The sequence below is a fragment of the Thermoplasma sp. Kam2015 genome (assembly GCF_003205235.1).
Taxonomy (GTDB): domain Archaea; phylum Thermoplasmatota; class Thermoplasmata; order Thermoplasmatales; family Thermoplasmataceae; genus Thermoplasma.
This window is the reverse complement of record NZ_QJSM01000019.1, coordinates 18,343-32,668: the sequence shown is the minus strand read 5'-3', so window position 1 is coordinate 32,668 and position 14,326 is coordinate 18,343. Positions and strand designations below refer to the sequence as shown.

Below are 14,326 nucleotides of genomic sequence, written 5' to 3'. Positions count from 1 at the left end.
CTGTGACGAGTATAGGTTCCCTGCTTGCTGTGATAAACAGTACATCGCTACTGATATCTCTACCAACCATAATGATATCGCTACACACTTCGTTCTTCTTCATAATCTGGATACTTGTGGTTTATCCGCTTGTTATGACCATAGGTGCCCCCTTATTCGGCAGATACTCTGATTTTGTTGGAAGAAACAAGCTCTATGGACTTGGATATCTATTCTTCATAGTGGGTTCCACGCTTGCTGCTCTCAGCCCCAACGCGCCTATCTTATTACTATCGAGGATATTCCAGGGGCTTGGAGGTGCACTTTTGTTCTCAAACAGCCTTGCAATAATTGCCGATGCCTTCAGACAGGATGAGCTGAAGTGGGCAATAGGCATGAACAGCCTAATAATTGGAATAGCGACGGCTGTTGGCCCCCTTGTTGGCGGAATTCTAACTGCATTCAACTGGAGATATGTTTTCGTCTTCAACATCCCATTCGGTATTGTCGGATACATAATGTCGTTACGACTGAGAGAGATACAGAAACGTAAGGTCAGTATAAACTGGAAGCCGAGCCTCTTCTTCTCCATATTCATAGTTTCCATAGTTATTTATCTGACGTTTGCGCCACCCGATATGTGGCTCAGCCCGCCAGATCTTGCCTTCCTCATAGTATCTATCATATCTTTCATTCTGTTCATAATGTCCGGGAGAGGCAGAGACGATTCCCTGATCGATATTTCGCTCTTCAGGATTAGAGAATTTGCGACACAGGCAATTGCCACTTTTCTAAATTCCATAACAAGGTATTCTGCTTTGCTTATAGTTATAATAATGCTCCAGGGCCCATTGGGAATCTCGCCGCTACGTTCAAGCATACTGGTGATACCATACGCATTATCGCTGAGCGTTTCCTCCTATCTTGTGGGCAACCTGGACACAAGGAAAATGGAAAACGATCTAATATACGCTGGCCTCTTTCTATCTTTCTTCGGATCACTGCTTTTGTCTCTCATAAGATCCGTTAACATACCCTTCTATATCGGACTTGTAATGGTAGGCTTTGGGATAGGTCTGTTCTATACACCCAGCAATGCCATACTCATGTCAGCCGCACCTCCTGACAGGAGGGGATCAGCTGCCGGTATGAGGACAGTTATCCTGAACATGGGATCAGTCATTGGTATGTCCCTTGTATTCACAATTGTGGCTCTGTATGTTCCGGAGAACGTTCTCAGCTATGCCTTTCTTGGGATAAAAATATCCGGTTTCGAAACGGTAAAGAATAGCTTTCTGAAGGGTATTTCCATAACTTTCCTTGTGTCAGGCATTGCAAGTTTACTTGCCCTGATGGCGGTACTGATGGAAAGATTAAGCAAATCTAGAATGCATTCCTGAATTATGGCATAAATATATGTGTGAGCCACTCCTCAACTTAAGCTTCAGTCTTCATTTCATTGAAAATATCTCTGCCTGCACGTATATATCCCGTACAAAGCATATATCATGATATCTTCAGGAGAGAAACCATACTACACCAGCCGTATTCTTACAGCACGTGCAAGATCTTACTGATCCTGATATTGAATGAGCCCCTGCATCCCCATCCATAAAATTCCAGTTTTTGACCTTCCCTAAGCCTCTAATTTTTATAGAAAAATAGTAAATAGAGATATGCTAGTGCCCATCAATTTCTGGATCTATAACGAATCATTCTAATAGAAAAATACCTCAGGATAATATCGACAATCATAGATCTAAGGTCTCTCTTTGAATGTTTATATCATAAAAATAGTATCAAAGGGAGAGATGTCCTGGTATCTTTGGAAATGGATGGACATCCTCTATCCTCTCAAGACCGCATATGAATCTAGTCAACCGCTCTATTCCTATTCCGAATCCAGCGGATGGATTAAGTCCCTCCTTCGCAAATTCTATGTACCATTTGAATTGCTCCTCGGTCTGACCCTTCTTATGTATTCTCTCTATTATCCTATCCAGCTGATATTCCCTTTCCCCGCCGGATAGGGCCTCTCCATATCCCTCCGGATATATAAGATCCATATCAACGAGTATGCCAGGTCTTGACGGATCCTCCCTATCATAGAACTCTCTCTTTTCTAGAGGTATATCTACTATCCAGAATGGTTCCTTCATCTCGCTTGAAAGTACATGTTCAAAATCTTCACCGTACTTGCTGTATGCATCCAGATACTTGATCCTCTTGAAGGGTTTAGCAGGTATTTTGAGATCTCTGCCAAAGAACTTTAGATCTTCCTCGTTTGTCTTCTTTATTCTTTTGAACAGATCTATTATCATATCTTCGCCAAGGCTGATGACATCATCTCTGGTTGCGCCTTTCATCTCCAGATCCAGCTGCGTGAACTCTGCAAGATGACGACCTGTCCTGACCTTATCCTGCTCCTCTAGCCTGATATTTGGAGAAAATGTGAATATCCTATCAAAATGCTTCGTGAGCAGATGCTTATGAAATATCATGCTCTTTGTAAGCGAATATCTGTATCCGTAATAATCAATTGTAGGATCGAATACCGGATGGTTCAACGGATCTGTAAGTACGGAGATTATAACTGGTGGAACCTCTATGAAACCTCTCTCCTTCAGAAATTCGGATGCTATGGATCTTATTGAGCTCTGTACTTTAAGCGCGTGGTACAGTTCCGGCTTCTCTAGATGGGTACTTATCTCATCAACAAGTGCATTTATCTCTCTTGCTTCCATAAAATGCATATAAATGCATGCTTTATGAATTTTGTTAGATTTTACTCAACATTTTGTTCATGATCGTCCGTGTATTTTCAGTTCAATCGACATTATGACTAAATTTAAATAATAAGATATTATCATTGAATTATGGATGAAAAGGACATTCAGATACTGAATTATCTGATGGATAATGCCAGAGACAAGATTTCAGACATGTCGCGCGTTCTTGATATACCGCGAGTAACGATTTACGAGCGCATGCAGAACATGATAAAATCAGGTATTATTAAAAAATTTACCATTGTTCCGGACTACAAGGCCCTGGGTATACCTGTTGTGGCGTTCATACTTATAGCATATACACCAAAGGACGGTCTATCTCAGCGTGATCTGGCTGCCCGTATAGCGAATTTCAAGGAAGTGGAAAATGTATATATAATTGCGGGTGAATGGGATCTTCTCATAAAGGTGAGAGAATCATCGACCGAAGCCGTAGGAAACTTTGTACTTGATAAGCTGAGGGAGATGCCAGGTGTTGAGAGGGCCCAAACAATAACAGTGTTTTCTGAAGTTAAATGAGATTCCATCTCTATACCCTATTGATCAATATTCTCGTTTTCTTACCTGATTTATTATCGAAAATGAGCATATCATCCTATTTTATCCAAACACGTTCTACGTTTCAGTAGACGATATGTGATGAAATCCTTTTTGTATGTCCTTAAGTTATCCCTCAGCTGAACCTTTAAACTTTCTTTCATCAAAGATAGCCATGTCAGTAAGGATATGATGCAAACAAAACCTATGTGGTGTGGTATACCACAAGAAACCTAGAAAGAGAATTCATAAAACCATCCATTGAGAGAGGTCAGTAAATTTTCCCCTTAAGATCTCAGTTTTATCGTTTCCCTCAAAATTCCAACTTTGCTTAGAAAACGTCGTTAATAACCGAATAGATAATATTTTCTCAGGCTTAAGAATCCTTATCAGCGCCTGAGATCTTCTATTAGATTGTATTTAAGGTTATCTATGGAAGATGATATGGAAGAGATGTACTCATCAAGACTATCAGCAATTTTCAAATTGACTGCATCGACCCTGTCAGTTATTGCCGCTGTATCTAGCAAGTCTGTAAAATTTTCATTGTCAAAAGTTATGTACGGAGCACCAATCTTCTCAAGTTTCCTTATCCCTGAAAGCGCCTTCTGCCTACGTTTCTGTTCAAGTTTGCTTGGTATTATAACAGCGCTCAGTGTTTCCTTTCCGAGATCTTTCAAACATCCAACAAGATGAATATGCAGATCCTGAGAAAAAGTACCCCCGAAACCGCTAAGGATTACAAAAGCCACCGCATTATCTGATAGCCTCACGAACATCTGTTCATCTGCCTTACTGCTCAACCCCCCGTTCAATATCTTTATCGGCCCTGAGGCGTATCTGAGGAAAGGATTTCTTTCAGAATTGAGCGTATACAATGAGATTTTTACCTCTCCAGTTTTATCAGACATTCTACCGTCGTATATGCGGGTCTCCTGCATACCTTCTTCAATTATCGCATAGGTGTCAACGTTCTTTATCTCTATGGGTCTCATCCTCTTTATTACTCTAAAGCCTGCCCCTCCTATGGAAACTACCGCAACGTTAGCCTTTTGCCTGTAATAAAGCTCTGCCATACTCGATCTAAAATCCGTGTTGTTTTCAAAAACTTCAAAACGCCTCTGAATACCGATCACCTTCCGTTTCTCCTCTCGATTGTACTGTGTTTTACACCTTCAAACGAGGATAGCTCACCCATAAGATCCTTCATATTCTTCGATTTCCTCTTCACGAAGTCCAGAAGAAAAACGTCCACATATTCCCTCACTATGGCACTTATCAGATCTTTCTCTGATTTGAAGAAGCCTTTATCTATGACAGTCTTTATAATATTGGTCGTATTATCATCCAGATCCAGTTCAAAAGCGCTTTGATTCTGATCCTTTACCACGGATACCCTTTTGCTTGAGATGTATGACATCACCGCGTGCCTTATAAATTCGGATCTGCTTCCAAATTCAGGATACGAATTCAGAAAATTATCGATCTCATTGATGTCTTCCTCAGATATACGCAATGTGAGCTTGACATCCTTATTGAGCAATTTCAACTCCTCATAAGAACTATAATATAGTCACTATATTAATTTTTCTACCATGTACTGACATTTGTACATTTTATGGAAAAAGATATTATTTAATTTTTGCATATAAGTATCCTATACATCTCATCCGTATTCTCATATAACGATGGTTCAAGTTAATATTTAACGTTTACATACGGCATGTATGACTGATGATTATGAGAAGCTTTTAGAAAAAGCAAAAAATGTCCTTTCAAGTTCAACAAAGAATATCGATCGATTGAAGATTCCAGAACCCGAAATAATAAGGGAAGGAAAGGCCACGATAATTAGAAACTTTCAGGACATAGTTGATATCATAAACAGAGATCCAGAGCATATAATCAAATTCCTCACTAGGGAGTTCGGCACCAATATAGTACAGAATGGAAGAAGGCTAATTATAAATCGCAAGCTTACGCTGGAGGAACTTCTGGATAAGATGAACGAGTACATCAATACCTATGTCAGATGTTACGAATGCGGTTCGCTTGACACTGAGATTCAGAAGTCTGGGAGAATATCGCTACTTGTTTGCAAAGCATGCGGTGCGCAGCACCCAATACATTCCGTAAGAGAGGTAAAAGAAGATGAAACAATAGAAGAGGGCAAGGAATACGTTGTAGAAATAACAGAAGTTGGTAGCTCCGGTGAAGGAAGATCCACCTACAAGGGCTATACCATATTTGTGCCTGGTGCGAAGAAGGGTGAAACGGTGAAGATCAGAATAAAGAAGATAAAGAATGATGTTGCTATTGGCGAGATAATAGATAGACTAAAACAGGATAGACGCTGATCAACATTTGAACATTAAGCGGGCGGTTAAATCATTTTTTATCCGATTCTCTTTCCTCCCTGATATTCTTGGGAATATTTATGGGATTCAGATTCTTTAAAAACTCAAGTATCTCTGCTCCTGTGATCTCCCTTATGGCGATCGCAACGAGGAAGAAAACAAGAATGAGCAGAAGTGAAGATCCCAACAGTTCAATGAAAGGATAGGGCTTTATTATCTTTATTATGGCATAGCCTACTGCAAGCTCGGATAGTGCTGGGATTATCTGTCTAATTATTCCCATGTCATTTCTTCCTTCCACGCGAAAATATAGATAACGATACACTATGTAGTCAGCCAGCGCTGTGAGAAATGATGCGAATACCGTTCCAGCTGGGCCCATAGAAAAACCGGTAAATCCAAAGACTGATCTGGGTACGAACAGGAAGTTGAGCGCTATGTTAGCCAATATTGAAGGCGTCGTTATCTTTGCTATATTCCAAGTTTTCCCACTTGCCACCACTGCAGAGGTGAAGGGAGAAGTAATGATGGATATGTAATTTCCAAGCGCTACGAAGACCAGTATGTCGGAATAAACCCTGTATCCACCACTGAAAATATTGAGGAAATAGATGGAAAATACAGAAAGCACAATCACAAAAGGGAGAATGAAGAGTGATACATATCGTTCCAGATCGTAGGAATCATAGGTCATATCTATTTTTTTATACCTTCTTGCCAGTATGGGCAGGAAGAATCCAGTGATTGCACCTGAGAAGGATATCAAAGCCGTTCCGATTATCTGCGAGGTGTAAAGTGCGCTGGTCGCGTCTGCATGCCAGTAGAACTGTATTATGACCTTGTCTATATTTCCATTTATGGTGGCTATACCGCTTGTCGCGGCCAGAGGTATAGCTACTGCAGCGAAGTACTTCAACGTTGATAGGCTTGGTCTCTGAAGATGCCATGGCCTCCCCAGATGCATCATAAAAAGGAAATATATGGTGTAGGTAATGGAATAGACGGACGCGATGATAACTGCAACGTCTGCATCCGGAAATCTCCATATCCTGAAATAGTAGAATATTCCTATCAGAATGAAGAACGTATTTCTCAGTATAGCCTCCGTTATTGAGGGGAGCACCTGTCTGTAAGGTGAAAATGTGGAGGCATAGTATGACCTCGGTATCGATAGAAGTGTGCCTGAAAAGTAGTACGGTATAAGGGCTATGATCACCCAGTATTCAATTGGATTCTGAAAACCACGATGAAGTACGTCCGTCCATATAATGAGTGCGGATATAGTTATTATCACGAAGAAAACAGCCAGAAGCAGCTTGACTGCAAAGAATGTGCTCGTTGCATCCCTGACATCATAGCCTTCAGACACGCTCTTTGTGTAAGCAGAAGTGAAGCCCAGTTCGGTGGCCAGGGAGAATATACCCGTGAAACCCATACCGAAGGCCACAAACCCCCAGATTGTTATGCCAATATATCTCGTAATGAAGAAGAGTCCAAGATATCCAGCGATGGCGTTTATGATGTTTGAGGTAACAATTATGGGTGATTTCCGACTAAACAATATTGAGGGTATGCAAAAATGAGAATAAAATTATTTCATGATTTCAATGGGCTATTGTCTGTGCCTGCTCCCTCAGGAACTGCATCAGATAGTAGTACGAACCGGTACCCTTGCCTGATACGCCGCTCAGCTTCCATCCAACGAATGGCTGGGAACCAACCATTGCGCCGGTAGATCCTCCACTTTTCCTGTTCGCATAGAGCACGCCTACCTCAACATTGTCGAAGTAGTACTGAATTTCCTTTGGATCTTCAGTGAATATTCCTCCCGTGAGCCCGTAATCCATGCTGTTTATATCATCCACGGCCTCCTCTATGCTATTGCATTTGAATACGCTCAGAACTGGCAGGAATATCTCATTTCTGGCTATGTATGCATCTCTGGGAAGATCGGTGACAATGGTTGGCTCCACGTAGAAGCCTGGCCTCTTGAGTTCATGTCCACCCGTAAGTATTTTCCCCTTATTGTATTCTGGCTTGAGGGAGATGAATTTATCATAAGCTTCCTTGTTTATGACAGGATTCAGGAATGTTTCCCTCTTTCTTGGATCATCTGGCTTTATCTGCTCAGTCCTGGTCTTCAGACGCTTCATGAATTCGTCGTACACATCCTTATGGACATAGAGAAGCGAGCATGCACTGCATTTTTGACCAGCGAAACCAAAGGCAGCCCTGACCACACCTTCAACAGCCTTATCTAGATCGGCCTTATTTGAAACTATTATGGCATCCTTGCCGCCCATTTCAGTTATAACTACCTTCGGTCCGTTATCTATTGATTTTCTCTGGATATCCAAACCAACATCCCTTGATCCTGTGAAGACAATACCCGCAACCTTTTTGCTTTCAACTATGTGTCTTCCAACTATTCCACCGGATCCTGAAACGTAGGCCAGAACCTCCTTCGGAACTCCAGCTTCATGCATCAGGCGAACCCACAGATATAGCGAAAGCGGTATGTCGCTACTTGGCTTGAGTATCACAGCATTTCCTGTTACAAGTGGCCCGGAACTCATTCCGACTCCGATAGAAAAGAAGTTGAATGGCGATATCACACCGAAGACGCCATATGGTTTCATGACGCTCATAGATTCTTCGTTCTTGTACGCCTTTCCCGTCAGTTTTATGAATCCCTGGTTCTCTATGAGATTGATGGCATAGAAACGCATGAAATCTATGGCTTCATCCACATCTCCAATTGCCTCGTATCTATTCTTGCCGTTCTCATAGGTCAGTATGGCTGCAAATTTGAACTTCTGTTCACTGAGCATATCAGCTGCTTTCAAAAAAGTCATAGCTCTCTTCATATAACCGAGGTTATACCAGCCTTTGTATGACCGGTGAAGCATCTCTACGGCACGATTGACAGATTCCTCAGATGCGAGCTGGAAGGTAGCGATCTCACTTCCATCTATTGGGCTTATATCTTTGATTTTTTTGCTCTCGACAACATCATCAGCTATTATATTGGGATATTCCTTATGGAAAAGAGTTTCAGCCTCCTTCAGAGCCGCCTCATATTTTCTGTGGAACTCCTCTTCTTTGCCTGCTTCCACCATCCTCAGGTATGTGTTTTCGTTTTCGAATGGCATACCATATTATTGCAAAACAATACATATTATTTTGCAGAATGCTAGACATATACTTTCTATATAATTCATTGTAATCGCTTCAATACAGTTTGCAATCTAACTATTTAAAGGAAGTTTATGTATTTTGGGGAATCTGTAACTCTCAAATGCTTCAGCGATGAGATGCATGGACTTCCCTTAATAGAATGATACTTGAGCGGGATCGATGAGATCTGAATTCACGTCTGTGTTTATAGAGATATATGGCTTGTACGGATGTCCGGAAAGATAGAGATCCTTCGATGAAAGGAAGATCCGAGGAGTCAGTTTAGGTATAGCCCACTAATCTACATTGATTTCCGAGCATCCTCTGGGGATGTATAGATAAGATGAATAAACGAACGTCGATAAATATCATTGCTGGCTGTATTTTGAGTAGGTGGCAACAAGATCTGGATTTATGGAATTGAGGATGTATGGCACATTCAGTGAGATCGATGAATTTATCAAGGGTGGGGCGCTTATATTTACGTGATAATGATCATCAATGTACGTCCAGTTTACCTGCAGCACAAGGGCCCACTGAGTTTTGTCAAGTGATATATTGAAGTAGACCGGTATGAAAGGCTCATACATGAATTTCAGGAATGTCTCATTTGTGAATTTAATTGGCGGTCTGTCTGGATTTATTGCACCTTCATATCCCCATACACCGTATGTATACATATAATTATCAATAAGAATGAATTCTATCGGTTTAGCCGTATGATTTTTGAAATTTCCAGAAAGCTCCTGAATAATGATTGGATAATCTGTAGAATTCCATACATATGAAGCGTATTCAAAAGGATCGCTTATATTATCAGCTTCTATCAGCAGACCAAGCCTATGATCTGATAGCACACTGTAATTTTTATTCACGTGGGAATCTATCCATTCTATAGCATAGTAATCCTGATATGATATCGTCTGGGTACCAGATGGCACAACAACATGGCCAAATGGATATACTGAACCAGCTGATCCGGCTATTATAACTATCATAACCACAGATATAAGGATCTGCGAAGCACTGTATTTCTTCTTCTGATAGTAGAACTTAGCACTCTCCGTCGCCGATGCGGTGGGGTAATAATATATATTTGGAGCAGTCACGCTTATACCAATAGAGGGCCCAACCACCACTGGAGACGGCTTTGTTGATTTTATCTTATACTCTATCCTGATCTCCCTAGGCTTCTTTGAATCAAGATAGCTCACTATCGCTATGCCGTCATATATCGAGAGTACCTCGAATATGTACTCGAAAAATCTACCCGGCAACAGTACCGTGCTCATAGTCAATGATGCATATATGGCCGTAATGAGAAGCAGAGACAACATGCCCAGAAGGATTCTGTACTTTTTCCATGAGATTATATAACCATATGCAGCCAGGCTTACAGAAAGCAGTATGGGTATGAACACTAAGAATGATGTTCCGCTTAAATTCACTATATATCTCTGATAGATGAATACAGCTATGCTTGGCACTACGAAAGATAGGGAAACAAAAAGTGGAGCAGTGAATTTCTTATCCATGGGTTTCAGAATATAGAGCATATTGCGAATTGCGGATGTATATTTCGCTGGTATGCTAAAGAAGATGCCGATGATCAAAAAGTATAATGCAATCACCACATACCATGGAAGACCCTCGGCTCCTCCAGTAATAAAACCAGGAGTATTGGCTACATTCAGGAACCAGTAGGCAAACATGAAAGCCGAAAATCCGTATATGAAATATATATACCTTCTTTCGAGAGATCCATTAGATATCTTCAGATAGACCAGTATACCGATCATTTCCAGGAGATACATGAATGTGGATAGCTGATGCGACATCACCAGCAGTATCCCGAAAATGGAAGCAAGGAACAGGAAGTATCTCTTTCTCAGGGATATCAAAAGAGATAGCACGGTCAGAAGCCCGAAAAAATGACCGAAGACAAGTATAGAAGATAAGGACGTCTGATATGCCTGAACGGGATTAACGGCCAGGAATGCGGCCGCAACGAGCGACATCCGATCGTCCTTTGTTATTTCTCTTGTTATGAAAAATATCAACACCACGGTCAGTGATCCGAAGAATTGAGGTACAAATTTCAGCAGAAGATGCCATTTTATACCTGTAATAAAGTATATTAATGAAATTATCCAATACATCACAGGAAATGATCCATATCCTGATGTACCCCACTGAGAAGGTACATCAATCACCAGAAGCCTTGATTTAATATAGTCTTGCGTTATATAATAATAGATACCGAAGTCATTACCCCATCCGTAGCTGGTCATCGATGGTATCAGCCTTATCATAAGTGCGGCAAATGTTATAACTGCTAAGGCTGATAATATCCTTCGGTTCATTAAATTGGGGATCACATTTGTGATTAATTAATTTTCCCTATGGAAAGTCAAATTTCTTATTTTATTTAAAGGAAGTTTATGTATTTTGGGGAATCTGTAACTCTCAAATGCTTCAGCGATGAGATGCATGGACTTCCCTTAATAGAATGATACTTGAGCGGGATCGATGAGATCTGAATTCACCTCTGTGTTTATAGAGATATATGGCTTGTACGGATGTCCGGAAGGGTAGAGGTCTCTTCGATGAAAGGAAGATCCGAGGATTCAGTTTAGGTATATCTCACAAAGATAAGAAAAACAACTTCCAGCCCAATTTAAAAAATTGATTTTTTATGTATGTTCATTTTGATGATTATTTTCTATAATTTTTCAGCTGTTCTATGTTGTAGTTTATCTCATTTATCTTCTTGCTAAGATCCTGAATGATCTCTTCAAGGATCTCATTGAAAGATTTCGAGAGCCTGTATCCATGAATAGGTCTGCCCTTTCCTTCCTTTTTCATATTTCGTTTGGTAATCCACCCTTTCCTACGCAACCATTGCATCGCAATAGAGACCTCTGGCTGCCTGAGGCCGGTTTCCCTCTCTATTTCTACGCTGGTAACCTCGTCTTTATCTCTCATATAGACAAGCGTGTATGCTACGCTCCTCGGTATATCCGCAATCATCAGATATTTAGCCAGTTTCTCAGCATCTTCGCTCAGAACCATGTTCATCGTACCATAATATTATATTTCTATAAATATTTAGCTTTTTTAAATAATGACCTATATATACTTTTTGATCGGTCGGTTACACACAATCGATTCGATACAAACTAGGACATGATTCAGACACGCTTATGAAATGCTATGGGCTTGGCGAATGCAGTAAATATCTTCCTTCGAATAGAAAAATGTACAGACTCCTGCCACCGAATTAATTAGGTGAGCTACTCCTCAGCTCAAGCTTCGGATCTTCCTGCTTCAACTATCAAACTCGATCCCCCTACTGCCATATCGCAGTTTCCCGTCATTGGAAACTTTCTTTCGGATCACGTCTGGAAGAAGGGTTACGGAGGTTGCGATCTCCACAGGCTTGTATTCGGATCTCATCGATCCTATTCAGTTATCATCCACTTGGTTTTCATGGATGATACAAAAAAAATATGGGAAGACGATCTATAAATATTTCCATTGAAGGAAGTCCGTGTATCTCCTGTCCGAAGAGAGAGTTTTACTGCTTCCCTCAAACTCCTAACTTCTTTATAAATCCAAAAGCTTCCCAGACACTTAACGTTCTTCTAAAAATGCAGCCAAAATAGCGATGAAAATTATAACCAAATTGAGATTTCAAATCTGAACAATAATTTTATTTGGACGATCATACATTTTCGAATGTTAGAGTTATTCGATATTTTCAGACATTGATAATTAAAAACTTCAACTCTTTGAGAGGGCCTCCAGCTTGCTTATTATGGTATAGAGGTCGGTTCTGCCATGAGCTGGAACATTCGGATCATTAGCCATTTCGTCCAGCATGGAAAGAACGGTCGCACATCTTAAATCAAGACTTTCATTTTCCTGAGACAGCTTAGCCTTTGAATCCTGAGCAACCTTCCTTACATTTTTGGGTACTGTTATATCCTGAGATAGTTCGTCTAGAAGGTACATCACTTCATTGAAAAGATTCTGATCCATGCCACCACCCCTTGTATCTCCATTACCTGCTCAAACTAACATTTCATACGTTAAACATACATGCATTTGGTTATGAGACAGGTATGATGGGCGAATGCCATGAAAAAATATAAAACTTCTTAATGATCGATCCGGTAGTGAGAATTTTTCAGCATATCAAAGTATCATAAAAATGGATCGTCATTTCAAAGGCATAGATATATAATATACTTTACTGACTATCTTCCGCAAATATTTCACTTTGCATGGAAATAGCAGAATGATTTGATGCGTTGAACATGATGAACCAATATGGTGCGCATCCGCACATGTTAAAATTTTAGAGATTTAATTAAATCTGCATTGTAATATAAATATGTATTTCATGGTATCATATTTGCCAGCTGCTGCTTTATCGTTTCAAGACGCTTTCTTCTCTCTTCAGCTCTCTTTTCAGCATCCTGAAATCTCTTCTTTTCTTCCTCAGTCTCCGGTGCGATTTGTGGTATCTCAGTGGGCCTACCATCGGAATCTATCGCAACATAGGTAAGGTAGGCCTTTGTAGCATATCTCCTTATTCCGGTTAAACCTTCTTCCTTGATGACGTCTATTTCGATTTCCATGGTGGATTTTGTGGTGTAATTTATGTATCCATGCAATATGACCATATCGCCCAGATGTATTGGGAGCAGGAAAAACAAGGAGTCTATACTGCCAGTGACTGTTCTCTTTCTGCAGTGCTTTGTAGCTACTATTGAGGCGCAGTTGTCTATCCATTCAACCAGCCTGCCACCATAAAGATATTCATAAATATCCATGTCCTCCGGCAGTACCATTCTTTCAACATAAGTCTCTGATTCTGACGGTTTCTTAGTTTCCATAAGTCGTTATCATTGCATAATTAATATTTTTATCCATCCAATTTTGAAATATACAAATCTTAAAATCTTAGATTGTTTTGCAGTTCCATCAATCTGATTTAGCCTTCAATGGCTCCTTAATGATTCCCTGAGAATGCTGATAATTGCCGGATCTTTTATAATAGGGAATCTTGGCTCTTTCGTTCATTTTGACGAAAAGCATCTGCGCAATTCTATCACCCTTATTCAGTTCAATCGGGCCATCTGCATTGAAAAAAGATAGAGTTAGATTTCCATGATATCCTGCATCTATAGCACCAAAGGATCCAAATATTCCCTTTCGTGCGAACGTTGATCTTGTCCAGATCATCCCAACAACATCTTCAGGCATATTGAGCGTTTCCATGGTTGATACAAGAAAATGCTTCATGGCAGGTATGTCGGCTTTTGAATATTGCTTTCCATCAACGTCTATAATATCAATACGTAGATCATAGCCGTTGGGTGTCAGCGATTTTATTTCAAAATTCTCTGAAATGAGAAATCCCTTGGCAACCATATCAATTATTGTTTCATCGTTAAGTATCATTCAGAGAGGCGTTATGGT

The 14,326-nt window shown here is 40.3% G+C and carries 14 protein-coding genes; 3 read left to right on the top strand and 11 right to left on the bottom strand.

Going from position 1 to position 14,326, the window contains the following annotated elements; translation table 11 throughout:
- The first annotated feature begins 2 nt into the window (after positions 1 to 2).
- Positions 3 to 1,379, top strand: a complete 1,377-nt coding sequence (locus DMB44_RS03105) for an MFS transporter (protein WP_237265261.1) — start codon at positions 3 to 5, stop codon at positions 1,377 to 1,379.
- A 399-nt stretch (positions 1,380 to 1,778) separates the two neighbouring features.
- Here DMB44_RS03105 and DMB44_RS03100 read toward each other — a convergent pair whose 3' ends face one another.
- The gene (locus DMB44_RS03100) at positions 1,779 to 2,723 is read right to left on the bottom strand and encodes an asparagine synthetase A (protein ID WP_110640738.1); all 945 of its coding nucleotides are present in this window, start codon (positions 2,721 to 2,723) and stop codon (positions 1,779 to 1,781) included.
- A gap of 132 nt (positions 2,724 to 2,855) precedes the next feature.
- Here DMB44_RS03100 and DMB44_RS03095 point away from each other — a divergent pair, with 132 nt between their 5' ends.
- Positions 2,856 to 3,287, top strand: a complete 432-nt coding sequence (locus tag DMB44_RS03095; RefSeq protein WP_110640736.1) for an Lrp/AsnC family transcriptional regulator — start codon at positions 2,856 to 2,858, stop codon at positions 3,285 to 3,287.
- Positions 3,288 to 3,694: 407 nt separating this feature from the next.
- On the opposite strand, the gene DMB44_RS03090 is transcribed toward DMB44_RS03095, so the two are convergent.
- Positions 3,695 to 4,441 (bottom strand): hypothetical protein, encoded by a 747-nt coding sequence (locus tag DMB44_RS03090; RefSeq protein WP_153280111.1) that lies wholly within the window; start codon positions 4,439 to 4,441, stop codon positions 3,695 to 3,697.
- Positions 4,438 to 4,848 carry a ribbon-helix-helix domain-containing protein gene (locus tag DMB44_RS03085; protein ID WP_110640732.1) on the bottom strand — a complete coding sequence of 137 codons (411 nt, stop codon included), beginning with the start codon at positions 4,846 to 4,848 and terminating at the stop codon, positions 4,438 to 4,440. Before DMB44_RS03085 ends, DMB44_RS03090 begins: the two co-directional genes overlap by 4 nt.
- A 184-nt stretch (positions 4,849 to 5,032) precedes the next feature.
- Here DMB44_RS03085 and DMB44_RS03080 point away from each other — a divergent pair, with 184 nt between their 5' ends.
- Positions 5,033 to 5,662 carry a translation initiation factor IF-2 subunit beta gene (locus tag DMB44_RS03080; protein WP_110640730.1) on the top strand — a complete coding sequence of 210 codons (630 nt, stop codon included), beginning with the start codon at positions 5,033 to 5,035 and terminating at the stop codon, positions 5,660 to 5,662.
- Between the two features lie 31 nt (positions 5,663 to 5,693).
- Here the strand turns inward: DMB44_RS03080 and DMB44_RS03075 are convergent, their stop codons facing one another.
- The 8 genes from DMB44_RS03075 to dcd form a co-directional block, all read right to left on the bottom strand.
- Complete coding sequence (locus DMB44_RS03075; protein WP_110640728.1) at positions 5,694 to 7,223, bottom strand: oligosaccharide flippase family protein; 1,530 nt, start codon at positions 7,221 to 7,223, stop codon at positions 5,694 to 5,696.
- Between the two features lie 43 nt (positions 7,224 to 7,266).
- Entirely contained in the window at positions 7,267 to 8,814 is a 1,548-nt protein-coding gene (locus tag DMB44_RS03070) for an aldehyde dehydrogenase family protein (protein WP_110640726.1), read from the bottom strand.
- A gap of 393 nt (positions 8,815 to 9,207) precedes the next feature.
- A complete protein-coding gene (locus DMB44_RS03065; protein ID WP_110640724.1) occupies positions 9,208 to 11,202 on the bottom strand; it encodes a hypothetical protein in 1,995 nt (664 codons plus the stop codon).
- Positions 11,203 to 11,554: 352 nt separating this feature from the next.
- Positions 11,555 to 11,917 (bottom strand): ArsR family transcriptional regulator, encoded by a 363-nt coding sequence (locus DMB44_RS03060; RefSeq protein WP_010901025.1) that lies wholly within the window; start codon positions 11,915 to 11,917, stop codon positions 11,555 to 11,557.
- A gap of 249 nt (positions 11,918 to 12,166) precedes the next feature.
- Entirely contained in the window at positions 12,167 to 12,295 is a 129-nt protein-coding gene (locus DMB44_RS09615) for a hypothetical protein (RefSeq protein WP_255414305.1), read from the bottom strand.
- Positions 12,296 to 12,622: 327 nt separating this feature from the next.
- Positions 12,623 to 12,880 carry a UPF0147 family protein gene (locus tag DMB44_RS03050; protein WP_110640720.1) on the bottom strand — a complete coding sequence of 86 codons (258 nt, stop codon included), beginning with the start codon at positions 12,878 to 12,880 and terminating at the stop codon, positions 12,623 to 12,625.
- 362 nt (positions 12,881 to 13,242) lie between these two features.
- The gene (locus tag DMB44_RS03045; RefSeq protein ID WP_110640718.1) at positions 13,243 to 13,740 is read right to left on the bottom strand and encodes an acyl-CoA thioesterase; all 498 of its coding nucleotides are present in this window, start codon (positions 13,738 to 13,740) and stop codon (positions 13,243 to 13,245) included.
- An 88-nt stretch (positions 13,741 to 13,828) separates the two neighbouring features.
- Positions 13,829 to 14,308, bottom strand: a complete 480-nt coding sequence (gene dcd, locus DMB44_RS03040) for a dCTP deaminase (RefSeq protein ID WP_110640716.1) — start codon at positions 14,306 to 14,308, stop codon at positions 13,829 to 13,831.
- Between the last annotated feature and the right edge of the window lie 18 nt (positions 14,309 to 14,326).